This window comes from Aidingimonas lacisalsi (genome assembly GCF_008079445.1).
Taxonomy (GTDB): domain Bacteria; phylum Pseudomonadota; class Gammaproteobacteria; order Pseudomonadales; family Halomonadaceae; genus Aidingimonas; species Aidingimonas lacisalsi.
The window spans coordinates 42,142-67,774 of record NZ_VRYH01000002.1; the positions used below are offsets into that span (position 1 = coordinate 42,142).

The 25,633-nt window shown below is 58.8% G+C and carries 23 protein-coding genes; 10 read left to right on the forward strand and 13 right to left on the reverse strand.

Annotated elements, in window-relative coordinates; genetic code table 11:
- Positions 1-47: 47 nt before the first annotated feature.
- The 5 genes from FVV99_RS03445 to FVV99_RS03465 form a co-directional block, all read right to left on the reverse strand.
- Positions 48-1,358, reverse strand: coding sequence for a short-chain fatty acid transporter (locus FVV99_RS03445; protein WP_148252658.1), 1,311 nt, complete (start codon positions 1,356-1,358; stop codon positions 48-50).
- Between the two features lie 59 nt (positions 1,359-1,417).
- Entirely contained in the window at positions 1,418-2,755 is a 1,338-nt protein-coding gene (locus FVV99_RS03450; RefSeq protein ID WP_148253155.1) for an MATE family efflux transporter, read from the reverse strand.
- A gap of 86 nt (positions 2,756-2,841) precedes the next feature.
- Positions 2,842-3,090, reverse strand: a complete 249-nt coding sequence (locus FVV99_RS03455) for a YfhL family 4Fe-4S dicluster ferredoxin (protein WP_148252659.1) — start codon at positions 3,088-3,090, stop codon at positions 2,842-2,844.
- Positions 3,091-3,139: 49 nt separating this feature from the next.
- The gene (coaD, locus tag FVV99_RS03460; protein WP_148252660.1) at positions 3,140-3,619 is read right to left on the reverse strand and encodes a pantetheine-phosphate adenylyltransferase; all 480 of its coding nucleotides are present in this window, start codon (positions 3,617-3,619) and stop codon (positions 3,140-3,142) included.
- A gap of 16 nt (positions 3,620-3,635) precedes the next feature.
- Complete coding sequence (locus FVV99_RS03465) at positions 3,636-5,516, reverse strand: beta-ketoacyl synthase (protein WP_148253156.1); 1,881 nt, start codon at positions 5,514-5,516, stop codon at positions 3,636-3,638.
- A 208-nt stretch (positions 5,517-5,724) separates the two neighbouring features.
- Between FVV99_RS03465 and trmB the strand changes: the two genes are divergently transcribed.
- From trmB to aroQ, 6 genes are all read left to right on the forward strand, one after another.
- A complete protein-coding gene (trmB, locus tag FVV99_RS03470; protein ID WP_236645317.1) occupies positions 5,725-6,426 on the forward strand; it encodes a tRNA (guanine(46)-N(7))-methyltransferase TrmB in 702 nt (233 codons plus the stop codon).
- 79 nt (positions 6,427-6,505) lie between these two features.
- Positions 6,506-6,835 carry a DMT family transporter gene (locus FVV99_RS03475; RefSeq protein WP_148252662.1) on the forward strand — a complete coding sequence of 110 codons (330 nt, stop codon included), beginning with the start codon at positions 6,506-6,508 and terminating at the stop codon, positions 6,833-6,835.
- Between the two features lie 51 nt (positions 6,836-6,886).
- Positions 6,887-8,317, forward strand: coding sequence for a D-alanyl-D-alanine carboxypeptidase/D-alanyl-D-alanine endopeptidase (gene dacB, locus FVV99_RS03480; RefSeq protein ID WP_148252663.1), 1,431 nt, complete (start codon positions 6,887-6,889; stop codon positions 8,315-8,317).
- 54 nt (positions 8,318-8,371) lie between these two features.
- Positions 8,372-8,743 (forward strand): diacylglycerol kinase, encoded by a 372-nt coding sequence (locus FVV99_RS03485; RefSeq protein ID WP_148252664.1) that lies wholly within the window; start codon positions 8,372-8,374, stop codon positions 8,741-8,743.
- 76 nt (positions 8,744-8,819) lie between these two features.
- Positions 8,820-11,825, forward strand: a complete 3,006-nt coding sequence (glnE, locus tag FVV99_RS03490; RefSeq protein ID WP_148252665.1) for a bifunctional [glutamate--ammonia ligase]-adenylyl-L-tyrosine phosphorylase/[glutamate--ammonia-ligase] adenylyltransferase — start codon at positions 8,820-8,822, stop codon at positions 11,823-11,825.
- A gap of 81 nt (positions 11,826-11,906) precedes the next feature.
- Positions 11,907-12,341: a type II 3-dehydroquinate dehydratase gene (gene aroQ / locus FVV99_RS03495; RefSeq protein ID WP_148252666.1), complete on the forward strand. Its 435-nt coding sequence runs from the start codon at positions 11,907-11,909 to the stop codon at positions 12,339-12,341.
- 211 nt (positions 12,342-12,552) lie between these two features.
- Here the strand turns inward: aroQ and gfa are convergent, their stop codons facing one another.
- From gfa to pqqA, 8 genes are all read right to left on the reverse strand, one after another.
- A complete protein-coding gene (gene gfa, locus FVV99_RS03500; RefSeq protein ID WP_148252667.1) occupies positions 12,553-13,128 on the reverse strand; it encodes an S-(hydroxymethyl)glutathione synthase in 576 nt (191 codons plus the stop codon).
- A 405-nt stretch (positions 13,129-13,533) separates the two neighbouring features.
- Positions 13,534-16,014: an insulinase family protein gene (locus FVV99_RS03505; RefSeq protein WP_148252668.1), complete on the reverse strand. Its 2,481-nt coding sequence runs from the start codon at positions 16,012-16,014 to the stop codon at positions 13,534-13,536.
- Complete coding sequence (locus tag FVV99_RS03510) at positions 16,014-17,852, reverse strand: S9 family peptidase (RefSeq protein ID WP_148252669.1); 1,839 nt, start codon at positions 17,850-17,852, stop codon at positions 16,014-16,016. Before FVV99_RS03510 ends, FVV99_RS03505 begins: the two co-directional genes overlap by 1 nt.
- Complete coding sequence (pqqE, locus tag FVV99_RS03515; RefSeq protein WP_148252670.1) at positions 17,849-19,000, reverse strand: pyrroloquinoline quinone biosynthesis protein PqqE; 1,152 nt, start codon at positions 18,998-19,000, stop codon at positions 17,849-17,851. The genes FVV99_RS03510 and pqqE overlap by 4 nt, the downstream gene beginning before the upstream one ends.
- A complete protein-coding gene (pqqD, locus tag FVV99_RS03520) occupies positions 18,993-19,268 on the reverse strand; it encodes a pyrroloquinoline quinone biosynthesis peptide chaperone PqqD (protein WP_148252671.1) in 276 nt (91 codons plus the stop codon). The genes pqqE and pqqD overlap by 8 nt, the downstream gene beginning before the upstream one ends.
- Positions 19,265-20,044 carry a pyrroloquinoline-quinone synthase PqqC gene (gene pqqC / locus FVV99_RS03525; RefSeq protein WP_148252672.1) on the reverse strand — a complete coding sequence of 260 codons (780 nt, stop codon included), beginning with the start codon at positions 20,042-20,044 and terminating at the stop codon, positions 19,265-19,267. The genes pqqD and pqqC overlap by 4 nt, the downstream gene beginning before the upstream one ends.
- Positions 20,045-20,113: 69 nt before the next feature.
- Positions 20,114-21,043, reverse strand: a complete 930-nt coding sequence (gene pqqB, locus FVV99_RS03530; RefSeq protein WP_148252673.1) for a pyrroloquinoline quinone biosynthesis protein PqqB — start codon at positions 21,041-21,043, stop codon at positions 20,114-20,116.
- Between the two features lie 85 nt (positions 21,044-21,128).
- Positions 21,129-21,200 carry a pyrroloquinoline quinone precursor peptide PqqA gene (gene pqqA, locus FVV99_RS03535; RefSeq protein ID WP_092569372.1) on the reverse strand — a complete coding sequence of 24 codons (72 nt, stop codon included), beginning with the start codon at positions 21,198-21,200 and terminating at the stop codon, positions 21,129-21,131.
- Between the two features lie 387 nt (positions 21,201-21,587).
- Between pqqA and FVV99_RS03540 the strand changes: the two genes are divergently transcribed.
- The 4 genes from FVV99_RS03540 (at position 21,588) to FVV99_RS03555 (ending at position 25,627) form a co-directional block, all read left to right on the forward strand.
- Complete coding sequence (locus tag FVV99_RS03540; RefSeq protein WP_148252674.1) at positions 21,588-23,420, forward strand: methanol/ethanol family PQQ-dependent dehydrogenase; 1,833 nt, start codon at positions 21,588-21,590, stop codon at positions 23,418-23,420.
- A 187-nt stretch (positions 23,421-23,607) separates the two neighbouring features.
- Complete coding sequence (locus FVV99_RS03545) at positions 23,608-24,123, forward strand: c-type cytochrome (protein ID WP_201745019.1); 516 nt, start codon at positions 23,608-23,610, stop codon at positions 24,121-24,123.
- Between the two features lie 5 nt (positions 24,124-24,128).
- On the forward strand, positions 24,129-24,995 hold the full coding sequence (locus FVV99_RS03550) for a quinoprotein dehydrogenase-associated putative ABC transporter substrate-binding protein (protein WP_148252675.1): 867 nt from the start codon (positions 24,129-24,131) through the stop codon (positions 24,993-24,995).
- On the forward strand, positions 24,992-25,627 hold the full coding sequence (locus FVV99_RS03555) for a hypothetical protein (RefSeq protein ID WP_161598953.1): 636 nt from the start codon (positions 24,992-24,994) through the stop codon (positions 25,625-25,627). Before FVV99_RS03550 ends, FVV99_RS03555 begins: the two co-directional genes overlap by 4 nt.
- Positions 25,628-25,633: the final 6 nt, after the last annotated feature.

The following is a 25,633-nucleotide window of genomic DNA, read 5'->3' on the forward strand; positions in this document are numbered from 1 at the left end:
ATAACGTGCCTCCCATCTCACTGCATGGCATCGAGACCCTTTCCCCATTACAAGAACGTCAAACCAGCACTGATGATGAGACCGGTCACCACCAGTTGGATCAGGCAGAATCCCATGATGTCCTTGGCCTTGAGTCCGGCAATGGCGAGCACCGGAAGCGCCCAGAAGGGTTGCAGCAGATTGGTCCATGCATCGCCCCAGGCTACGGCCATCGCAATGCGAGGAATATCCGCCCCGAGTGCGTCAGCGGCAGGCAGCATGACAGGGGCCTGTACCGCCCATTGCCCCCCGCCGGAGGGCACGAAAAGGTTGAGGACGCCGGCGCTGATGAATGACCAGAACGGCAGAGTGTCGGCATTGGCGAGCGACACGAAGCTCTGAGACAGCGTTTCCGCCAGCCCGGAGTCGATCATGATAGCCATGATACCGGCATAAAAGGGGAACTGGATGACGATGCCAGCCCCTCCCTTGATGGCTTCATGCAAGCTATCCAGCAGGCGGCGTGGAGTGCGGTGCAATACGATAGCGAGAAACAGGAACAGGAAGTTGACCACGTTCAGGTTGAGCCCGCCACTGCGAAGCAGGAAATGGTCGAGCAGAAACAACAGCCCGGGTATACCGACCAACCAGGCCAGGGACTGACTGTTTTCCAGGCGTTCTGCCGGGCGAGTGGACCGTTGTTGGTTACGTGGCGTTGTCGCTAATGTCCGGGGATCGACGTAAACGCTCTCTTCATCCGAAGGCAGCATCAAGCGATTGATTAGTGGCACGACAATGAACAGGGTCGTGACGATTGCCAGGTTGAACAGCGAAAAGATCGTGGAGCCCGTGCCGATCACGCCGATGCGTTCGGCAGTGAAGTGGCCGTCGGTGGCGATGGTTAAGGGGATCGAACCAGCCAGTCCTCCATGCCAGACAATAAAGCCCGAATAGGCACTAGCGACCAGCAATCGGTAGTCGACGCGTACCTGGCGAGCCAGTTCCTTGGCAAACAGCGCACCCACGACCAGCCCGAAGCCCCAGTTGACCCAGCTTGCGATCAGTGACACCAGCGTGACCAGCAGAATCGCTCGTGGTGCGGAGCCGGCCTGCGTTGCGAGCCTTGTCAGCAATCGTTGAACAGGGGGGGCATTGGCCAGCATGAATCCGGTGACCAATACCAGCAGCATCTGCATCGAGAATTCCAGCAATCCCCAAAAGCCGTCCCCCCAGTAACGCATTACCGCCAGTGGCGACTGACGTTCCACACCGATCGCCGCAGCCGACGCCACCAATGTCAGAAGCAGAACAAAAATATAGGGGTCGGGGAGATAACGTTCGACCAAGCGTACGGCCGGCCGCGACAGCAACCTGAGCATGGCACCGATCCTTGTGTTGAAAGCGGCACTATACGCTAGCGAATAATGCAGCGGATGCGCTATCGACCTTGGTCAACGTTGGTGTCTTGCCAGCGAGTGCGACGATAGTGCCAATAGTAGGAGACCAACGTGGCTGAACGTATCAGAGTGAAGGTCATGAAGGCCAGCCACAGGCCATGATTGCCCAGCCCCTGAGTTATCCACCATAGTGGCAAGTACACGGCCAGGCCGATATAGATGCTGTTACGCATCTCTCGCGTGGCAGTCGCGCCAATGAAGACACCATCGAGTAGGTAGCTCCATACCGCAATGAGTGGGAGGGCAACCATCCAGGGGAGATAGGTGCTGGCCTCGCGGCGGACATCGGGAAGGTCGCTGAGCAGGGCGATCAGGCTATCGCCCCCCAATGCAAACCCCAAGGCTGCGATACTGGCCGTGACGAATGAGAATAGGGTGGCGGCCCGGACGGCCTGGCCGAACTCATCCCAGGCCTTACGTCCGACAGCGCGGCCGATCAGTGCCTCGCTGGCATGGGCGAAGCCATCCAGTGCATAGGATGTGAGCATGATGAACTGTAGCAGTACGGCATTGGCAGCCAGGATGGTGTCGCCCTGACTGGCTCCCTGGGCATGAAAAAACGCCATGGCGAACAGCAGGCCAAGAGTACGTACGAAGAGATGTCTGTTGACTTGAAACAATTCGGTATAGGCGCCAAGACGCAGCAGGTATCGACGCCGAAAGCGGCCGGCGAGTTGTCGCAGCTGGCGTTTTACCAACCAAAGGCCGAACCCCAGGGCAGTGTAGTCGGCAAGCACCGAGGCCCAGGCGACGCCGTCGCTAGTCATGTTCAATCCGGTAACGAACAGCAGGTCGAGCACGATGTTGACGCTGTTGGTCAGCACCAGTATCGCAAGCGTGACGCGTGCATTCTGCTGACCGAGGAACCATCCCAGAATCACGTAATTGGACAGTACCGCAGGTGCCGAGACGATACGGATCTGGGCATATTCCGTCGCCAGGACGGTGGCTGTCTCGCTGCCGTCGAGCAGCCAGAGGCCGAGGCGAATCAATAGAGGGGATAGCAGGATCAGCGTGACGCCGATGGCGTTGGCCACCAACAACGCTTGTCCGAGGAGATTCCTTACACCATCTGCGTCATCGCGGCCTGATGCCTGGGAGGTCAGGCCCGTCGTCCCCATGCGGAGGAAGCCGAAACCCCAGTAAAGAAAACTGAACAGCGTTGCGCCCAAGGTGACGGCTGCCAGGTAGCGCGAGTCGGGGAGGTGCCCAACGACAGCCGTATCGACCAGGCCGAGTAGCGGTACGGTGATGTTGGAAAGGATGATTGGCCAGGCCAGTTGCCAGATTCGTGCTGTCTGCGACTGTGTCGAAGACATAGACATGTGCGTTCCCTGCTGGCTGGCCGATGTGGAAGTTTCCCGAGGCGTTCGGCGATATTCTCACCACATAACGCAACGCTGCGTCAGGCAGCGGTGATGATATGGTATTTTTCCATCAGCTGGTCGTGCGTTTCCTTGTGCTCGGGATCCAGCGGGATGCAATCGACGGGACACACCTGCTGGCATTGCGGTTCGTCGAAGTGGCCCACGCACTCGGTGCACAAGTCGGGATCGATCACATAGATTTCTTCGCCCGGCGAAATGGCGCCATTGGGGCATTCGGGTTCGCAGACATCGCAGTTGATGCACTCGTCTGTGATCATCAGGGACATAGGATTACTCCCGGAAAAACCTGAGTCGTCTCATATCTGAGTACCACACTCAGGTATTATAAAGGTTATCGAGCGCTTCGACGACCTTGGGATGAACATGTTGTGATATATCGCCCCCCAGGCGGGCGATTTCACGAACGATGGTCGACGAGATATAGGAGTTCTCGACCGCGGGCGTCAGGAAGACACTTTCCACATGGGGAGCCTGGGCTCGGTTCATGTTGGCGAGCTGCAGCTCGTATTCGAAATCGGAGACGGCTCTCAAGCCTCGGAGGATGATGCGCGCGCCCTGCTGCTCGAGCAGTTCAGTCAGCAAGCAGGAAAAGCCGGTGACTTCGACGTTGTCGAGTGGGGCGACGACGTCTCGGATCAGGTTGACACGCGTTTCCAGATCGAGCGCCGGTTTTTTGCCGGGGCTGGAGGCGACAGCGACGACAACGTGATCGAACATACGCGCAGCCCGTTCGATCAGGTCATGATGACCATTGGTAATGGGATCGAAAGTGCCGGGATAAACCACGGTATTCATGGCGATATCCTGTACTTCAGTCGTTGATGGAACCGAACGGATTGTCGACGGCTAGCGAAACGGGTTGTGCATACCCGGGGATGGTGATTTGGTCAGCATGCACATCGAGTTCCGGGCCTTCCAGTACGCCTTCACCGAAACGGTACAACGCATGGAAATGTCCTCGTTGCGCTTCGTTTTCATAACCGGTAGCGCGCTCCAGGGTAGTGGAACGCCGGACTTTCCAGCGCTCGATGGCCTCGCTGCCATGACGTTTGACGAGTAGTTGCTCGGTGACATAGGGAGACAGCACCAGGCCGGTGGCGTTGTTGCCACCGAAGCCCTTGGCATTGATGAACGCGGCGTCGGCTTGGAAAGACAAGGGAGTCGAGAAGAATCTGAGCCGCTCGCTGTAGACATCATCAGCGACGGCATCCAAGGTCGGAATGCCTGGTAGCAAGCCATGGGCAAAACTGCCCAGGGCACTGGCGAGTTGGTCTCCCCCCGCACTACCTTGCGAGTGCCCGACGAAGGCCTTTATGGCGACCACTGGCCATGACTCGATGCCATGGGCTTGAGCGACCCGGTCGAATACATGGGATTCCGTGACGCGGTTCTTGGGAGTACTCGTGCCGTGGGCATGCAGGAACGTTCGCTGGCGAACTGCCTCTGGCCCCAGGATTTTGCTGGCGAGGGCAACGGCCTTGCTCAGAGTGATGTAGTTACCGATGCCGGGAGCCGAAATCGATCGTTTCCAACCGTCCGCATTAGCGTAAACCGCGGGTACGGCACCGAGGATCTGCGCGCCGAGTTCCAATGCGAGCCCGTCGTCCATCAGGAGTAGAAATTGGCTGGCTTCGGCGATGGTAAAACCGCAGTTGCGTGCGAAGGGGCGGCAGGCACGTTGATAGTCGGCGTCGGTCAAAAGTGTCAGGGCATCCAGCGCTTTCAAACTGCCATCATCGGCTAGTGCTCCCATGGCTCGGAAGCCCTCGATGATTTCGGGAGTGATGGGAGCGTCCGAGGTTCCAACCATGACGACGCGGCGGCGGCCATTGGCAATGTCTTCCACCCCCTGACGCAGATTGTAGAGGAAGCTGGCACAGGCACCCTGTATGGCACCCGTCGAGCCGACGCTACCCAATACATAGGCATTGAGAAAATCGGCAGGCATTTGCCCATACCCCATGGGCATCTGCTTGGATGAGGCGCGCTGCCCGGAGACGAAACTCTTCAGCAATCCCCCCCAACCTTCGTCATCGAGTTGCCCAATGGAATTGCCCGCGTAGACGGCGATCGCATCCGGATCGAGCCGCTCGCGCAGCGTCTCCCAGGATAAGCCACTCTGACCAAGGCAGTCTGAGGCACCGAATACGGTCATGGCGAGCCCGCGCGGGTGGTGGACGCTGCGATAAAAACGACTGGGCTCGAATCCACACGGCAGTTGGCCGGCAGCACGGACCTGGGCAGGGCGACGCTCGGGCAGCATGACATCCATATGACCGGCAGGCACGGTGACCTCCAACTGGCGGCTGTCGAGTTCGCGAACCTGCCAGGTCTCCGGCAAATCGTCGGGCAACTGGCGCCGGCGTACGCGAAAAACCAGTGGCGCCTCGATATCCAGCCGAGCCTGCCGATTGGCCGGGATGCCATCGGCATTGAAGCGAGGGTCTTCGATACGCCGTATGAGCGTATGGTCGAGCACTTGTTGATGGAACTGCTCGACGATTTCAGTCTCATCGAGAGGCTGACCGTTGGCATCTCGCCAACTGCCATCGTCCTGGCAGCGGGCCAGACGCATCATTGCTGCCAGGCCGAGCAGAGTGCATGCCTGGTCATCCTGGGGGAGGGCGTCCAGCACCGTGCGCCGATACCCTTGGTGGCCCGAGGTTCTGCCCGCAGGGTTGACGCCCCCCATGCCGACGATCACCGGTAACTGTGACAAGCCGCGTTCCTCGTTGAGCTGTGTGCAGTCATGCATCAGGTTATAAATAGAGTGCCGGGATAATAGCACCGGGGCCGGTGTGGCGTCATGCCAACGGTACGAAGTGAGCGTGGCAATTCATGAAACAGCAATGCAAAGCCTGTACAATGACCATTCGTCATCGTTTTCGACATCAGTTGCCATGCCTGCCGATTGCCGTACCGATCTCAGTCGCATCATAACCACTACTCAGGTTGAGCCGCATCATGACCTGGCGCGCCGTGTTAACCGTGGGTTGCAGCATCGCTGGCAAAAGCCGTTCGCCGGGCACACCTGCGATGCGTTCGAGCAGGCCGATCACTGGTTGAGAGCCGCTAACCGCCCGTTAGTCCTGGATGCCGGCTGTGGTGTCGGCTTGTCGACCCGTCAGCTTGCCGAACGCCACCCTGCGCATGCTGTCATCGGGGTGGATCGTAGTGCCGATCGCCTGTCGCGAGATCATGGAGCGTTACCTGACAATGCCTTGCTGGTTCGGGCCGATCTGGTCGACTTCTGGCGATTGGCGCTGGCGGCTGGTTGGCAGCCCGACTATCACTATCTCCTCTATCCCAACCCCTACCCCAAGTCGTCGCATCTCAAGATGCGTTGGCACGGCCATGCGATATTTCCCACCATCGTCGCTCTGGGTGGGTGTCTGGAATTACGCTCCAACTGGCGGCTTTATGTCGAGGAGTTTGCATTGGCCCTGGCACAAGTCCGCGATGTTCGTGCCGATGTCGAGCCCTATGATCCAGCGGCGATGCATCTGACGCCCTTCGAGCGCAAGTACGACCTTAGTGGTCAGTCGTTATGGCGGCTGGTGGCTTGTCTGCCGCACGATCCTTCGCTACTGCCCAGCGCATGAGTGGATGACATGTCTTCATCACCGGTTGGCGAGTAGAATGGCTGGCGCTTCACCGAAACCGGCAACAGGGGATCTTGTCATGGTGTATGTCTATATGGGGTTGGCGATCTTCGCCGAGGTGGTCGGTACCAGTGCGCTCAAGGCGTCCAATGAGTTCACACGGTTCTGGCCGAGTGTGCTGGTCGTCGTGGGCTATGTTACGGCATTCTATATGTTGACCCTGGCATTAAGAACCCTGCCGGTCGGGATCGCCTACGCTTTCTGGGCCGGACTTGGTATCGTATTGGTGACCCTGATAGGTATTCTCGTCTATGGCGAAAAGCCCGACTTGCCCGCCATGCTTGGCCTGGCAATGATCATCGGTGGTGTCGTGGTGATTCAGGTGTTTTCCGATGTCTCCGCCCACTAATGGGCTGAGTGTTTCCCTATTCATGGTCAGGTGTGCGTGGTTGTTATGTCTATGGTGCGGTCGTGGGTTTTCTTTCTGTCTCTTGTGGTACCACTGAGCGCGATGGGGGCCGGCTTCTCCCATCTCTCCCAGCTGAGTGCTGAAGGGTTTGACATCGGCGCGCAGGCGCGGTTGCTCGATGATGGCGAAGTGTTGGGTGAAATCGATCCTGAGCGTCAATTGTCACCCGCATCCGTAAGCAAGGTTTATATGGCGGCGGCGGCGTTGGAGCGATGGGGACCGCAGCATCACTTCACCTCGCGTCTCTTGAGTGCCGCCGATGTGGATGATCAAGGTCATCTGCAAGGTGATCTGGTACTGGAAGGAGGCGGTGATCCAGGCCTGACGTCCAGGGATTTATGGCGGATGGTCCAGTCTCTGCACCACCATGGCATTCGTCGTATCGATGGCCGACTGGTCATCAGTCAATGGCGCTTTGGCCCGGTTGCCTGTCTGACACAGGATCGTTGCGATTCCCGCACTCGCTCAGGGAACTCCTACAGCGCGCAGCTCTCCTCTGCCGGTGTCAATCATGGTAACTGGTGTGTCGATGTCATGCCGGGGGCGCGAGCCGGTGAACGCGCCCGTATCGTCAGTTGCAGCAGCCGGGCACCACTGGTAAGGGTCGAAAATCAGGTGGACACCGGCGGTGCGTCCAGCGCTACCGAGTTGTATGCGGAACGAGTCACCAATGGTGAAGGGGATCGCATGGTGCTGCGTGGAACCATCGCCGCTGATGAAACATCGCGGACAGTGCGTCGTTCCAGTGCCGATGCGGCCGACCAGACAGCGCAGACCTTGTTGGCATTGATCGAACAAACGGGAATCACCGTGAACGGTGGTTATGCCACCAGCCAGACACCGCCGCCGGAAACGGCACGTGTGCTGGCCAGCCATGACAGTGCGCCACTGCAAGAGCTGCTGTTACGTACCCTGAATTATTCCAATAACTTCATGGCCGATGTGCTGGCAATGAATCTGGTCGACAACCCACAGGCCGACTTGAGTCAGGCGGGCAATGCGTTGGAGTCGTTCGTCAGCCGCCTTGATGGACATGGCCCGGTGACATTGCATAGCGGCAGTGGATTGACGCCCGAGAATCGTACGTCGGCGGCTGGGGTCAATACGCTGCTCGATTACATGTATCATCAGGCCTCGCTGTTTCCCAGCTTCGTGGCCAGCCTGCAGTCGCCGGTCAATGGCGTCATGAGAATGATTCGGCGCGGTAGCGATACCTTCCAGAGCAATGTCATGCTCAAGACGGGGACACTCAACCAACCGTTTGCAGTACGCTCCGTCGCCGGCTATTTTCGGACCGAACAAGGTCGCTGGGGAGCCTTCAGCGTGCTGGTGAATGGCTCAAGCACTACCCCCTATTTGAACTGGACCAAAGTCCTCGAACCGTTAACGAAAGATTTGACAGCGATGATCGTGTCGCACTGATTCGAGGGACCGATCGTTCGGACGCTTTCATCACCAGCAACGAGAAGCGATATCATGAAACCTGGCCATAACGGATGGCGACATCTGGTGAATTCGACCCGTTATTCGCTCAAGGGGTTGCGAGCGGCATATCGCAATGAGCCGGCGTTTCGTCAGGAACTCGTGCTTTGTGTGATTCTGTTGCCGCTGGCATGGTGGATAGGTGATACGCCGGTAGAGTGGATTCTACTGGTGGGAAGTTGTTTCATGGTGTTGATCGTCGAACTGCTCAACAGTGCTGTCGAGAACGTCGTCGACCGTATAGGGACCGAACATCATGAGTTGTCCGGACGCGCCAAGGACATCAGTTCGGCAGCCGTGATGCTGGCACTGCTGATTGCTGCCATGACGTGGTTGTTGCTGTTGATACAGCGCTTCTGGGGATGATCCATTCGTCGCGACGGGGTGCTGGTGCGCGTTCGGCTTCGCTATGCTGAAAGCAGAGTCCTGCAAGGAGAGACACATGGCGCTGCCCGAAGGTTTTCTACCCCTGGCCGACATTCCTGCGCCACTTTTGGATGAACTGGGCAAGGCCGGGCAGCAGCTTGACGAGGCGTTGATGCGAGCCGATCAGCAAGCCGCTCGTCTGGACAGTGAACCTGTGAGTGATAGCTGGTTGGCCTTGTCGACGGTGCGTCGTGAGCAGTTGGCTCGCGTGCTGGCCATTTCGCCATTCGTTGTCGATACACTGACTCGTCACCCCGATTGGCTGACGCGGCTGGATGCCAATGGCGAATTGGAAAACGCGCCGGATCACGAACTGCTTTCGCGGTGGTTAACCGACGCGCTTGAACTCTGTGACGATGAAGCCGGCATGCAGGCTGTCATACGGCGCTTTCGCCATGCCCGGATGGTAGGCATCATCTGGCGAAACATCATTCGGCCCGAGAGTACCGACATGTGGTCGGTGACGGCGGCGGTGTCGAATCTGGCCGAGGTGTGTCTGGACGGTGCCTTGGCGTGGTTGGAAACGCATCTGGCGACTCGTTGGGGCCGCCCGACCCCCTGTGCCGACGGCAGCCCTCAACGTCTCGTGGTTCTGGGGATGGGCAAGTTGGGTGCCAGTGAGCTCAACCTCTCGTCGGACATCGACCTGATCTTCGCATTTCCCGAGAAGGGCACGACCCAAGGCGGCAAGCGCGAATTCGACCATCAAGAGTATTTCACCAAGCTGGGCCAGAAACTGATTGCCGCGCTTGACGCTGTCACCGGAGATAGCTTCGCGTTTCGTGTCGATATGCGTCTGCGTCCCTTGGGCGATGGCGGCCCGCTGGTCGGGAATTTTTCCATGCTGGCGAGCTATTATCAGGATCAAGGGCGTGAATGGGAACGTTATGCACTGCTCAAGGCGAGACCCGTCGCCGGTGATCGCGATGCCGGACATGAATTGCTCGCCGGGTTACGCCCTTTCGTCTATCGCAAGTACCTGGATTACGGAGCCATCGAATCCCTGCGCGAAATGAAGGGCATGATCAATCGTGAGGTCAAGCGCAAGGGCATGGATGACAACATCAAGCTCGGTCGGGGCGGTATTCGCGAGGTCGAGTTCGTGGTCCAGGCCTTTCAATTGATTCGTGGTGGCCGTGAGCCCGAATTGCAGGTGACGTCACTCAAGCTGGCGATGAATAGGCTGGCCGATTTGTCGCTGTTACCGGCAGAAGTCGTCGATGAGCTACGAGAAAGTTATGTGTTTCTCCGCGATCTGGAGCATGCCCTGCAGGCGATAGAAGATCGCCAGACACAGGCACTACCGGCGTCGCCACTCGACCAGGAGCGAGTGGCTCTGGCGTTGGGCATGGAGGACTGGCCGGCCGTAATAGCCAGGCTCGATGAAGCGAGGGCATCCATACGCGAGCATTTCGATGACGTCGTTGCCGACCCGGAAGAAGAGCGTGATGCTGATGAGATGGCCGGCGAGCCCCCTCAGCCGCATGAAACCGGTGCCACGACGGAAGAGTGGCGAGCCCTCTGGCGTGGCGAGCTGAATGATCGCGAGGCGCAGGAAGTCTTGGCCGAGGCCGGGTTTGCGTCCAGCGAGACGGCATTGCGTCGACTGACCGATCTTCGTCAGTCACGCATGGTGCATAGTATGCAGCGAGTCGGTTTCGAACGCCTGGACGCGCTCATGCCGCTGTTATTAACGGCGGTGGCGGACAGTGAGGCTCCTGATCAAGTGCTGGAGCGAGTGCTGCCCTTGATCGAAGCCGTATTGCGCCGCACGGCCTATTTGGCCCTGTTGCGTGAGAACCCCGAAGCGCTGGGGCACCTGATGCGACTCTGTGCAGCGAGTCCCTGGATTGCCGAGCAGTTGACGCGCTATCCCGTCCTGCTCGATGAACTGCTCAACCCTGCAACACTCTATACGCCTGCCGACAAGCAGCGTCTGGCCGATGAATTGCGCCAGGCCTTGGGCCGTATCCCCGAGGACGACGAAGAGGCTCAGCTCGAGACGCTGCGGGTGTTCAAGCACGCCCAGGTATTGCATGTGGCTGCGTCGGATATCGCCGGTACACGTGCCTTGATGAATGTCAGCGATTATTTGACCTATATTGCCGAAGTCGTGCTGGAACAGGTGTTGTCCATGGCCTGGCGACATCTGACCCGCAAGCATGGATGGCCTCAGTCACGCCGTGATGCCGAAGGGGGTGATGTCGGTTTCATCATCGTCGGGTATGGCAAGTTGGGGGGCATCGAGCTCGGCTACGGCTCGGACCTGGATCTGGTCTTTCTGCACGATGCCGCATCGCAGGGGGGGACGGATGGGGAGCGTCCCATTGACAACCCGGTATTCTTTACCCGACTCGGGCAGCGAATCATTCATTTGTTAACGGCCATGACACCGGCCGGTTCGCTCTATGAGGTCGATATGCGCTTGCGGCCTTCCGGCAATTCAGGCCTGCTGGTCACTACGTTGGATGCTTTCGCGGACTATCAGCATCAGTCTGCCTGGACATGGGAGCATCAGGCATTGGTGCGGGCTCGAGTGGTCGCCGGGGATCAGCGTTTGGGTGAACGCTTCGATACCTTGCGACGCGAGGTACTCGGCCAACGGAGAGGCACGGAGATATTGCGTGACGAGGTGGTCAAGATGCGCCACAAGATGCGCTCTCACTTGGGCAGCAGCCGCACCGCGGAACAGCAAGGGCGGTTCGATATCAAGCAGGATGCTGGCGGTATGGTGGATATCGAGTTTCTCTGCCAATACGCTGTGTTGTCGATGGGCAGCCGGAATCCTGAATTGCTCCAATACAGCGACAACATGCGAATTCTGGAAACACTGGAGTCCAGCGGATGTATGTCACCCAGTGACGTCCAGCGCCTGAAGGAAGCCTACTTGGCGTATCGCCATGCCAGTCACCGGGCTGCCTTGACGAAGAGCGAACCGGCATTGCCGGCAGACGTCGAACGTCACCGTGATCATGTCAGTGCTCTGTGGCAACGCTGGATGGGGGAAGAGCGAGAGCGTTGACGAGAGAGCTGTCCTGTCTTTGTACAGCCACGCCGGGCGCGAGCTGCAGCCCTTGAGTGTCATTGCTAACGAGGTCATAACGTGAACAAGGTCGTCGTAATCCATGGTCCCAACCTCAACATGTTAGGGACGCGTGAGCCGGATATTTATGGCCGGGAAACACTGGATGACATCAACACTACCTTACATGAAAAAGCGTCGGATCATGGTTGGGAGCTGCACTGCGTGCAAAGCAATCATGAAGGCGATATCGTCGATGCCATTCAGGCCGCCTGTCTGGACGATACCTCCGCCATCATCATCAACCCCGCAGCCTATACCCATACCTCGGTTGCGATCCTGGATGCCCTGAATGCTTTCGAAGGCAAGGTGATTGAAGTTCACCTCTCCAATGTGCACAAGCGGGAGAGTTTCCGCCATCACTCCTACGTATCGTTGCGTGCCGACGGCGTGATCGCCGGATTGGGCAGTCAGGGGTACCATGCTGCGCTGGCGGCTGTTTTGGCGGTGTCGTGAATGGTTGCAGGTGAGAACCTGGGCATTAGTGTCTCGTTATGATGGTCATCGGCATTTTAAATTAGTCGCTTAAATCGTGAACGCGCTAGCCTATCTGCATCTGGTGCCAGCCAGATATGTCATTGCCCGCATCGTTCTTTGATGCATCCCAAGCAATAACCCCTCTCGACCCGCGCTAACAGCGCGGGTCTTTTTTGTGCACGAAGGGCAATCAGGATGGGAGTACCCCTTTGGATTTGGCGACATGTGTCGAGATGGCATCCATCAACGGAGGTGACAGGCAGTCATAGGGTGTCAATCCCAGTTCCTCGAGGCGTGACCGGATCCTGCCCATATCGTCTGGAGGAGTTCCTGATTCGATGATCGATGAGACGAAAGCGGCGAACTCGGGACCCGCCCACCCATCTTCGTCGGATAGCTCGGTATGAATGAAGTCCAGCCCATGGAACGGGTGATTGGTATCCTCGATACGCCCGAACATGTGGACACCGCATTCACGGCAAGCATGCCGTTGTATGGCGGCCGACGTATCGACGACCGAGAGCTTGTCCTCATTGGCAGTGACACTGAGAGCGTCCCGTGGGACGACAGCGACCATTGAGAACAAGGCGCCGTCGGGCTTCCAACATTTTGTGCAACCACAGACATGGTTATGGGCGCACTGGGCATTAACGGTTACCTCGACCTTGTGGTCGCTGCAATGGCAGTACAGTTTACCTCCCGCGAAATCGTCGCGACCGCGTGGTACGCCGTTATCGACCGAGGGATGGATGGTGATGGAACTCATGGATCGATCTCCTGGGGGGCTGCCCGACTGTTGCTCGCTGGTTGGGTTGCGCGGTGGTTCCTGGGGTCGTTGGTTGTCGGAAGCGTGTTTACGACTGTCTCCACGCAAGCTGGCCATGATTCGCGATAGCCACGACATTGGCATTCACCTCCTTGATTCGTGCAGCACCGTGCAAGAGTCGCCAGCTACCGGGTCGGTAGGCATGTGGGAGCATACGCTGGCGATAGCTGCATATTGTTGTGGTTGTCCTTCATCGCTACTATTCACTGCTTCCATTGTCGGGATCACCGACCTTGGCCCATCACTGTGTGGGGCTGGTTTCAGTCTAGGTGAGCTTTGCTTTACTGTTTGGCGCTGAATGACATAACGCTATTGTCAGTGGGCAACAATAGCGTTCCGTGAGGTCTAGAATGCCGCATGTATCCACCATCGCCCTGACACTAGGCCGGCGGCCAGTTGCGATGCCAATTCGATGAGCCGGTCCTGGTTCAAGTGGTCTAGCGCCGCAAGGCTGTCTTGCCAGTCCGGGGTTGGACCTTGGGTAGGGTGAAGTCGAAGCGCTTGCCAGCGCCTCAGTAACGCTTCGTCGGGCGTTTCCGGTGGTCCGAATGCTGACCTGAGTCCCTGGCAGTGCCGCAGGAACGTGTCGTCATCCAGGTTGGCCAGGGCAATGCCTTGTTCGGTCAGGAAACGCTGGACGGCAACCTGTAAGGTGGCGATATCCGCCTTGGGCGACTGCACCACATAACCGAGTCGAGGTCGGTCGCCATTGCCTCGATAACGTACAGCCGCTGCGTATCCCAGCTCCTGATGTCGTCGAATGTCGTGGTGGAATGCAGCGTCGTGACAACTGGCCAGCAAGGACATCAGTAGCCTGGCTGCCGGATCGTCGCGGGGTCCATCGATCTGCAGCATCAAGGCATTGTCATCGCCGAGAACAGGCGTGTAATAGCGAGGCCAGGGCGTCGAGTCGCTCAGTGCTGCAGGGCACGGCGTATCGGTCGTCGACCTAGGCGCCACGGCATTGGCGAGAGCCTCATGCAGTCTATCGGTCAAGCGACTGATCTCATTCGTTCCCATGGCGAAGGTGAGCCATCCACACGCACTGGTCGTGACCTCGGTTGGTGCCGTCGACACATCGTCCAGCTTGTCCAGCAGGCGTTGTGCGATGAGGCCACCGTGCGTTGGTTCCCGGAGGGATGATAACGATGGCTCGAGAGACGGTCGCATGCCTATGGCTTGCAAGGTCAGGGAGCTCAACAACGCCGGGTCGCCTTTGGCGATCAACGTATCGCCGAGATGGTCGCTAGCCACCGACAAATGCATATTCTTGACCGTGGCCACCTGCCGCAGTGCCAGCGTACGCTGTCTCCAAATGGCTGCTCGCCACTGCCAGTGGGTTGAATCGGCGGGCCAACTCAGACAACAGGCCGTTGGCAGCTCCGCGCTTCCTTGCCATAGCATGACTCCGTCGCTGGATGGGAGACATGCCGGTGTTTCCGGAATGGGGTGTCCAGTGACCGGTCGGTAGGCGAGTCGAGGGGCGGCACGTGCGGGGAATGGGATGATGGGATGGTGCTTGGCCGTGACGATACGCCAAGGGGTCAATGTATCTTGTGTATGGCCATCGGCTCGGGAGAGTGGACTCCGGCGTTCCAGGATGCGTAGCCTGTCGCGGGTCAGCCGGCTCCGTATCTCCTGCTCTTCGCGTGCAACCGTCGTCGAGTCGATGCGCTGCACCTGCCGGCGCGCGAGTTCTACTACCCCATGATCGAGATCGGGTTCGGCCAGCCAGGTCGATCTCGCCTCGGTCACCCGTTCCGAAACATCGGATATGTCGCTGGCCAGTTGCGTCACTCTGGCCTGGCAGGTGGCAATCAAGGCCGCCATGTCCGCGGCGGCTTCATCATGGAGATCAAGCGTCAAGGCAAGGACAGGTCCTGTGTCATGGGACTTGCCGGTTGCGTCCAGTCGGGTGACTCTATCGCCGAGTGTCGCGGCTAGCTGACCGTCGTTCAGCCACCCGGCCAGCCGGTCGATCTGGATCGCCTGGGCCGTGGTCTGCGGTTCGGGTAACGGCCAGAAAAGCTCCACCTGGGACGTGTCGGCATTGGGCGCGCCCGATGGTGGCTGCCATTGTACGTGGTGCGGTCCCGAGTCATCCCAACGTGGGCAATGCGACGTCTGAGGGCGGGCATTGGCGACGACACGGCATCCGGCATGAGTGAGCCATCGGATCTGGTCGTCCAATGGATGAGGGCCAAGCATTGTCAGTCCCATGCGCTCAGCGCGGTAATGTGCACCATGGAAGTCGCTCAGGGCTTGCCGGCATGCCGGCATGTCTCCACCCAGGCTTCCCTGGTGGCCGTGATGAAAACGGCTTGCGGGGTGGTCGGGATGGAACAACTGCGACAGCACCGATTGCCGATGGATGGTTGGATCGGCGAGCCGAGCCCGAAATTCGGCATCGATAACACCGATTTCATGGGTAATGCTCTCGCTATGCAGTGCCGGCCGGGTGAGCAGATCGATGAGTTTCTCTACGCCCACAGCGGCGGTTGAGGGTGGCAGCCGCACATGGACGTCCGTGGTAGTGTCGCCGGTTCGGGCATTGTAACGCCCGCCTTGGGTCGTGACCCAGCTGCTGAAATCGCCTGGCGTGCCTTGCTGAGCGGATCTCAGAAACAGGAGATGTTCCAGCAAGTGTGCGAGTCCGGGCCAGCGCGTGGGTTCGTCGAGATAGCCGGCACCGACCGCACCGACCAGCCGGACCCAGCGTGCTGTAGGCACTTCGATGGCGATCAGCCGCAATCCGTTGTCGAGTCGCCGTTGCGTGTGGCGACTGCCATGCGGGAGACGGTTGAAAAAGAGGTCGGGATCCAGCATCAGTGGGTTTCGTGGGCTTCGTAAAAGATCAGTTCACGCGCGATCATGCGGCGTCGGTTGGATGGGTGGCGAATGCCGTGCCCCTCACCGGCGAATAGTACGACTTCAGCCTGGTGACCACTTTGCCGCAAGGCAGATGCCATGCGCAGGGTCTGATCCGGGACGACCACTCGATCCTGGGTTCCCTGGAAGAAGATGGCCGGCGCCTGGAAGGCGTCAAGCCGATTTACCGGGCTGCGTAGGTATTTGGTGTCATCGTCGCCCAACAGCCAATCGAGGTAACCGGATTCGAAGCGGTGCGTCTGTCCCGCCAGACGCACCGCATCAGTGACACCATAGAGGCTGGCCCCGGCACGGTAACGTGTACTGGATGCGAGTGTGTTGAGAACGGTGAACCCACCAGCGCTCTGGCCGCGGATGAACAGGCGTCGGGGATCGACACACCCGTGTTCGATCAATGCGTCAGCCAGGGCATTGGCATCCTCGACATCGAGCTTGCCCCATTCACCAGCCAGACGCTCACGATAGTCGCGACCGAAGTTACCGCTGCCGCGTGGGTTGAGGTCGGCAACGGCATAACCCTGCTGGACCCAGTAATGGATCAATGGATCGAAGACGGGGTAGCAGGCAGCGGTCGGGCCGCCATGAACACGCACGATCAGCGGCGGCGGAGTCCCCTGAACGTTGCTCGTTGGAGAGTAGAAAAACGCGTTGATGGTCTCGCTCGCGTTGAGCTCGATTGGCAGTGTGTCGGGATGTGGTGGGATCTTGGGCGTCGGTGTCGTCTGCAGCAGTCGATGTCGGTAGTCATCCAGGTGAAGGCATTCCAGGCGTGCGCTATGTTCCATGCCCTGAGTCAGGGCATAGAGACAGTCTCCGGAGAGTCCCAGCCCGATGACCCGTGTGGCATCGGGAAGTAACGAGGCGATGAGTTCGCCAACGGCATTGACATGGCAAATACGAGCACGCCCGTGTTCGAAACGAACCACTATGCCATCCTGATGGCGCCAGACATGGTGGCAATCGCCTAGCGGCCAAGGGGTAGGGACGTGATCCATCGGCATGTCGCCGAGTGGTTGCAGACGGTTGCCCTGCACTCGATAGGGTTGCCACCAGCCACCATGATCGCTGATGACGATCAAGTGACCGTCATCGCTGAATCTGGGTTGAGTGACCGCGGCACCGCCATCCCATGACACGATGCGCTCGATGACGCCATGGTCATTCAGTGTGGCGATACGCAGCCAGGACCGTTGCCAGGGCATATCGGGCAGAGACCATTCCACCCAGGCGAGATATCTCCCATCGGGTGATAGTGCAGGCGCGCCATAGAAATCAGCACCTTCAGCCAGCACCTGGCGTCGGCCGAATGCCAGTGCGACCAACCGTTGCGTGGCATCGCGACTGGTACCGGTTTCCTCGACGGCGAGCAAGCGCTGGCGGTGAGGGTCGGGAGATAGTCCGCCATAACGCGCTTGCTGGCATGACCACCAGAGCGTGGGTGCACTGCCGTCGAGTGGATGGCTCCATAGTGCCTGGGTGGCCGCCTCGACGGTGATAACGTGTCGGGCCAACAGGGCGTGGGAGCCGCCGCCGTAGCCATTGACACGGCTACCGATATCGGTATTGGCATGACTGATGGCTTGCGCACGATGTCCTTGCCAGTGCCACAGACGCCGATTTCCGCTGATCGAGTCCGCGGCCAGCCAGAAAACGCCGTGCCGGGTCACGCGCAACTCGCTGAGCCCATCGGCGGGCTGGGCCGCCGCCGCTAGGTCAGTACCTTGGTGCGTGTTCGCTCCGTACTTGGCGAGGCCGGGATGAGCGGGCAGTGTCATGCGCGACAGAACACCCTGGATTCATGGACGTTGCGTGGCGTCAGTTGCGATGCCGAACGCTGATCCTCGGCCGCTTCACGTCGTGCCGTCTCGATCAGGTGGTGGTCCGGAGACAAGTCACAGGCCGGGTCGGTGGCCGTAGGGTCTCCGGTCAACAGGTAGGCCTGGCAACGGCATCCGCCAAAATCCTGATGGCGTTCATCACAGTCCCGGCAAGGTGACGGCATCCAGTCTTCACCGCGGAAACGGTTGAAGGCGTCACTGTCGTACCAGATCGACGACAGGAGGTCGTCTCGCACATTGGGGAACGTCATCGGGAGCATCCGAGCGCTATGGCACGGCAGCACCGCGCCGTCCGGTGCCACGCTCATGAAGATGGACCCCCAACCCCCCATGCAGGCCTTGGGACGGTCGGCATAATAGTCGGGCACGACAAACAGCAGTTGCATGTCACGCCCCTCATTGGCCAAGTGCTCACGCCAGCGAGCGGTTGTCGCTTCGGCAGCATCGAGTTGCTCACGGCTCGGCAACAGGCCGTTACGGTTGAGATGGGCCCAACCATAGAGCTGGCAGTTGGCCAATTCCACGGCATCGGCATCGAGCTCGGCGCAGAGGGCGATGATGGCATCTAGCTGGTCGATATTATGCCGGTGCAGCACCACATTGAGCACCATGGGATAACCGGCCGCTTTGACGGCTCTGGCCATGGCCAGCTTCTTGTCATACGCCTTGCGGGAACCGGCAACGGCACCAGCGACATCCGGGTCAGAGGCCTGCAGGCTGATCTGAATGTGATCGAGTCCAGCAGCGCGCAGCGCCTCGATGCGTGCATCGTCGAGCCCCAGCCCCGAGGTGATGAGATTGGAGTAGAATCCCAGCGTTCGTGCCTCACTGACCAACGTCTCGAGGTCGCGGCGCACGAGCGGTTCACCACCGGAAAATCCCAATTGAACGGCGCCCATTGCCCTCGCTTGACGCAGTACGTCCAGCCACTCCTCGGTCGTCAATTCGTTGCCTTGGGTGGCGGCGAAGTCCAGTGGGTTGGAACAGTAGCTGCACTGCAAGGGGCAACGATAGGTCAGCTCTGCCAGAAGCCAGAGTGGCGCTTCGATCGTGTGGCGCTGTGTGGACGGCGTATGATCAGTCATGATGAATCCACCCCTGCTGGACGGCCTCGTCGAGGAATTCATGCACGTCCGTTTGCAGTTCGTCGGCGGGCGCTTGAGGATAGCGCTCCTGGAGTTCGTCGAGCATGTCGCCGACATTGCGTTCTCCGTCGATCAACGAAAGAATCGCTCCGGCGCTGTCATTGAGCTTCACCATCCCCTCAGGATAGAGCAGCACATGACGTCCTTGCGCCTCTTCCCACTGTAGTCGCCAGCCAGGGCGCAAGCGATAGATACGGTCACGATTCATGACAGCCCCCGATGATAGACGCGCTGGTCGGTAACGCTGTGATAGGGCGGTCGATCGAGCTGATAGGCCAGGGTCATGGCGTCGAGCATGCTCCACAAGACATCCAGTTTGAACTGCAGGATGTCGAGGGCCCGTGCCTGAGCGGCAGCGGTGGTGCATAGCGTCAGGGCCAATTCCAGGCCATGATCGACGTCACGCCTTGCTTCGCCGAGGCGCTTGCGGAAATAGTCGTAGCCTCGTGAATCGATCCACGGGTAATGGGTCGGCCAGGTGTCCAGTCGACTCTTGTGGGCCTGGGGAGCGAACAACTCCGTGAGCGACGAAATGGCAGCTTCGCGCCAGTCCGCCTGACGCACGAAGTTGACATAGGCATCGACCGCGAAACGTACACCCGGCAGGACGTGCTCCTGTGACCAGAGTTCGTCACGACCCAGGCCGACGGCTTCACCCAACATCAGCCAGGCTTCTATGCCTCCCGTATCACCATCATGGCCGTCATGGTCCAATAACCGTTGTATCCAGCGCCGTCGTGTGGCGGCGTCGGGGCAGTTGGCCAACAACGCAGCATCCTTTTGCGGAATCATCACCTGATAATAGAAACGGTTGGCAACCCAGCCACGAATCTGCTCCGGCGTGGCTCGCCCCTCAGCCATGTCGACCTGATAAGGATGGTGAATATGGTAAAAGTCGCCTTTGGCCATCAAGGCCGCACGAAAGCCATCGCGGTCGAGTGGCTGGCCTTCGGCCGTGGCCAGCGGTGACGCGATCGTTGCCATGAAGGCCTCCTGTCGGTAATCGGGGGGTGCTTGCTTAGCATCCTTGTACTTGAGACGACAAGGTAGCTCTTAGAGTTTCCACTGCATGCCGTCGAATGCGACTTCGATACCTCGTGCGTCGAGAGTGGCACGCTCCTCGGAGCACTCGTCGAGGATCGGATTGGTATTGTTGATATGAATCAGGATACGGCGGGTCGCCTCGGGCAATGCCTCGAGTTCGGCAAGTAACCCTGTATCGCCGGCCAGGGCGAGGTGTCCCATATCCGCTCCGGTGGCCTGACCGGCGCCAAGGCGCTGCATTTCATCATCGCGCCATAACGTGCCATCCACCAGTACGCAGTCGGCACGCTGCATCCAGGCACGCAATTCGTCGTCGGGACGGCCCAGTCCTGGTGCGTAGAACAGCGAACCACCACTGTGCGAGTCTTCGATGAACAGGCCGATGTTGTCTCCCGGTGAGGGCGCGCCACGACGCGGCGAGTAGGGCGGTGCATTGCTGTGAATCGCCATGGCGGTGAAGGTCAGGCCGGGACAGCAGTCGATCGTGAAACGCGAACTGTGATGCTGCTCATCGATATCGATCGAGCGCCAGTTCAGCCCACCTTGCCAATGGTCGAGCATGGGAAAAAGAGGGAAGCCCGTGCTCAGATCCTGGTGCACGTTAGGGGTACACCAGACATCCAGTGGACAGCCCTCGCGTAGTGACAATAGCCCCGTGACATGATCGATCTGTGCATCGACCAGCAGTACGCCGGCAATTCCCGTATCTCGGATACCCGTACGTGGATGAAGGGCGGCATTGGCACTGAGCTGCGCACGAACGTCTGGCGAGGCATTGCAGAGCAACCAGCGCTGACCGTCGGCACTGATGGCAATGGAAGATTGGGTGCGTGCGTGCGCTTCGAGCGTACCGTCTCGCACACCGCGGCAGTAGCGGCAATGACAGTTCCACTGTGGGAATCCACCTCCTGCGGCAGAGCCCAGGACCAGTACGTGCATAACATGCCTCGCGAATCAGATAGCGGATGACCGGCCAAAAAATGGGGCGCCCCGGCAAGGAGCGCCCCCTATGGAGATAATACGATCAGCGATTGGCGATATAGAGAGTGACTTCGAAGCCCAAACGCAGATCGGTGTAAGCCGGCTTGGTCCACATATGCATTCTCCTGTCATGACGTGGTTTGTTTGGTACCAGTTTCAGTAAAGCAGTCCTCACGGGATCTACCTTACAACCTAAGTCTTAGTATAGAGCCGACAGGGTTGTAATGGAAAGGGTGGCAGTATCTCATGCTTGTTGAGTGTAAATTAAATCAATGAGTTATGCGCGTTGTTGAGTAATACGTTTGAGTCGTTGGCGATTATGTACCACATGGCAAAAGTCTTTTGACCCTGTTACTTCGGCTGATTTCAGCGCCAGGCCCCTACCAACGGTTCAACTTGTGCTAGACCTTCTAATGTGTAGTCAAAAACGACACAAGAACTGACTGCTGGAACGTCCGTGCCAACGGACCAAACCAGCACATATGCATTGGAGATATACGCCATGCTTCGGGAGTTCAGCTACGCCATAGCGGCTATCGGGTTAGCCGTGTCCGCTCAGGCACACGCCAACGAGAATTTGCTTGAGTTGCAAGAAAACCCGGAATACTGGGCGACTCAACTCGGTAACTACCAAGGTAACCGATATAGTGAGCTCGACCAGATCAACCGTGACAATGTGGATGAGTTGAGAGCGCAGTGGCAGTTTTCAACCGGGGTGCTGCGTGGCCATGAGGGCGGCCCGCTCTATGTCGGTGACGGCAAACTCTATATCCATACCCCTTTCCCCAACAAAGTGTTCGCACTCGATCTCGAGGACGAAGGTCGGGTCGTCTGGACTCATGAGCCAAATCAGGATTCGCGAGTGATTCCGGTCATGTGCTGTGACACCGTCAACCGGGGGCTCGCCTATGCCGATGGCCGTCTGTTCATCGGACAGGCCGACAACACGTTGGTGGCTCTGGACTCGGAAAGCGGTGAAGTGCTGTGGGAAGCCGAGAACGGGGACCATACCAAAGGAGAGACCAACACCATGTCGCCGCTGGTCGTGGGTGACAAGGTCATCATGGGCATCAGTGGTGGTGAATTCGGTGTGCGTGGTCATATGACGGCCTACAACGTCGAAACCGGTGAGCAGGAGTGGCGAGCCTACTCCAATGGGCCGGATGAAGACGTGAAGATCGACCCGGAAGAAACCCTGATGCTCGGGGAGCCCATCGGCGAGGAAGACCTGGGGGAAACCACCTGGCCGGACGACGAATGGAAACGCGGTGGTGGTGCACCCTGGGGCTGGGTGACGTATGACCCCGAACTCGACCTGATCTATTACGGTACGGGCAACCCCGGCACCTGGAATCCGGATCAGCGTGCCATCGATGGTGAGCCAGCCGACAACAAGTGGGCGATCACCGTGTTCGCTCGCGATCCCGACACTGGCGAGGCCAAGTGGGTCTATCAGAAAGTGCCCTTTGATGAATGGGACTATGACGGCGTCAACGAGAATCAGTTGATTGATGTCGAGATCGATGGTGAGCAGCGCAAAGGCTTGGCGATCATCGATCGCACCGGCTTCGGTTTCCTGTTGGATCGAGAGAATGGCGAGCTGTTGGTGGCGGAGAAGTTTGCACCCGAGACCAACTGGGCAAGCCACTACGACATGGAAACCGGTCGGCCGGTGGTCAACGAGGAGTACAGTACCTTCCGCCAGGGTGTCGACGTCAACACGACCGATATCTGCCCCACTGCCATGGGGGCGAAGAACATGCAGCCGAGTGCCTACTCACCGGAAACCGGTTTGCTCTATGCCGGCATCAACCGAATCTGCATGAACTATGAGCCTTATGAGACCGAGTATACTGCGGGTCAACCGTATGTCGGCGCCACGCTGACCATGATGCCGGCGCCACAGGAAGATGAAGAGAACGGCATGGAAGGCCGGATGGGTAGCTTCATTGCCTGGGATCCCGTCAAGGGAGAAAAAGCCTGGGAAATCGATGAACGCTTTGCCGTCTGGAGCGGTGCATTGGCTACTGCCGGCGATCTCGCGTTCTATGGCACGCTCGAAGGGTATCTCAAGGCTGTCGATATCGAGACCGGTGAAGAGCTATGGCGCTTCAAGACACCGTCCGGAATCATCGGCAATGTGAATACCTTCCAGTATGAAGGCAAACAGTATATCGCCGTACTCTCCGGGGTCGGCGGTTGGGCCGGTATCGGGTTGGCTGCAGGGCTGGAGGATCCCGAGGAAGGCCTGGGTGCCGTCGGGGCTTTCGCGGCTCTCGACGACTATACCAAGCTGGGCGGTGTGCTCACGGTCTTTGCACTGCCCGATGCCTGAGTTAGCAGGCCTAGCGAGATTCATGCGACAGCGGATGTCGGTTGGCGCCAGGGAAAGGCGCCATGGCGTCGTTTATGCCCACTTTCCTTAGTTTCCTGCTGATAGCTTGAAACGCCAGCGGCACCGCTGCTGCGTGTCCGCTGGCGAGCCGTGCCAATCTCACGAGTCAATAGTAAGGACATGACGAATGTTTGCGACCAAGGCGAATACGACCGAGGTAGGTCCTATCCGACAGATAGGTGGCAAGTGGCTTATGCTGAGTCTCGGCATCATGGGATCGATGCTGACGCTGATGTCAGCGGCCATCGCGGAGGATGACGGTAACGATGTGACCAACTATACCGTTAAGGACGGTAAGGTGGACCAGGCCACTTACGATGGCTATGAAGCGTACACCCGCGTGTGTCAGGCATGCCATGGCCCCGATGGGTTGGGGTCGTCGTTCGCCCCCAGTCTGATGGAGATCTCCGAGACGCGTACGCTGGGGGAATTCGTCGCAACCGTTGCCAACGGTCAGGAAATACAGCCCGGAAAAGTGATGCCGTCCTTTGCGGATGATCAGTATGTAATGAATAACGTCAATAATATCTATCGTTACATGAAGGCACGAGCGGCTGGCGATGTCGGTCGGGGGCGCCCGGACGTCATCGGAGACGGTGATGACAAGGAGGCGTCGGATAGCGATAGCGACCAGGCGGAGTGAAAACGATGCGGCAGGCGGATATAGGGGAGCTAGGTCGTGTCATCGTCTCGCTGGCGATGGCGGTTGGCCTAGCGTTGTGCACTACGATGGCGATGGCTCAGGTGCCTGAATTGCAGACGCGTCAGCATTTGAGGGTATGCGCTGATGGCAACAATCTGCCATTTTCCAATGAGGCGGGCGAAGGCTTCGAGAATCGTATCGCCGAGATGATGGCCGATGAACTGGACGTGCCGCTTAGTTATGTCTATGCCCCGCAGGTCATGGGGTTCGTGCGCAATACGCTGGACTCACGGATGTGTGACGTGATGATCGGTGCACCGGCAGGCTATGAGTTCGTACAGAACACGATCGAATACTATCGTTCCGTCTATACGTTGATCCTGCCCAAGGATTCCGATATCGATGCCACGAGTCTGAACGATACCTCGCTTCAAGGGCGGCGTATCGGTGTGATCGCCGAGACACCACCTGTGACAGCGTTGCGTCGAGTCGGGGCGGATGTCGAGAGCTATCCGTTACAGGTCGATACTCGCGTTCGGGCACCGGTCAGAGATGCCATTGAGGACGTCGCCGAAGGGGTGACCGAAGGTGCCGTGATATGGGGTCCATTGGCCGGCTATTACGCAGCGCGTCAGACGCCCCCTCTCACGGTGATTCCTCTCGTCGATGATACATCCGACGCTCAACTGGAGTATCGGATCACGATGGGGATACGCCACGGCGAACCCCAGTGGCGAGACTGGTTGAACGATTTCATCGCCCGCCGGCAGTCGGATATTAATGCGATTCTTGTCGACTATGGTGTGCCGCTGGTGGGTCAGGATGGCCAACTCATCGAGATGCGAGGCGCGTCGGAAGGAGACGATTCGTGATGGATAAGCGTTATCGTGGCTTGGTCATTGTTCTGGCAGGCGCCATAGCGTTGGGTAGTGTGTCTCCTGTCCACGCCCAGAGTGCTGCCAAGGGGCCACCCGATTGGCCCTGTGTCCAGCGTCTCGTGCCAGAGCTGGCTTGGGGGACGATATGGACCGGCCCCTCGCCGGACGAGTTGCAGCACGATTGGTGGGAGGATGAAGAACTCGCTCGCGTGGTTCGTTTCGCGACGGATCGCCAGACGGATGAGGAAGCGGCCATGGAACGGATTCGTGAGTTCGTCGACTCGGTTGCCGATGGCGACAATCGTGACGAACGACTGACGCTATTGTTTGCCGGTCTGTTCGAGCGTATCGACAGTGAACGTAGTCGCGTGATCGAGCGAATTCGCGCGGCGGCACGTGGACAGATAACGCGTCTCGAGACAGTGTCTGAGCTTGTCGATCGCCTGGAAGAGGCACGTGCCTCTTCCACCGATGAGACAAACGTGCAACGTCTGGAACGGGAGTTGCAGTTGCAGCAAAGGATCTTCCAGAAACGCCAGCAGGCCTTGCCGGCCATGTGCGAGAAACCAGCTCTGCTCGAGGAAGATCTTGGCCAGATGGTACGCGTGATTCGCAATGCCATGTGACCCGCT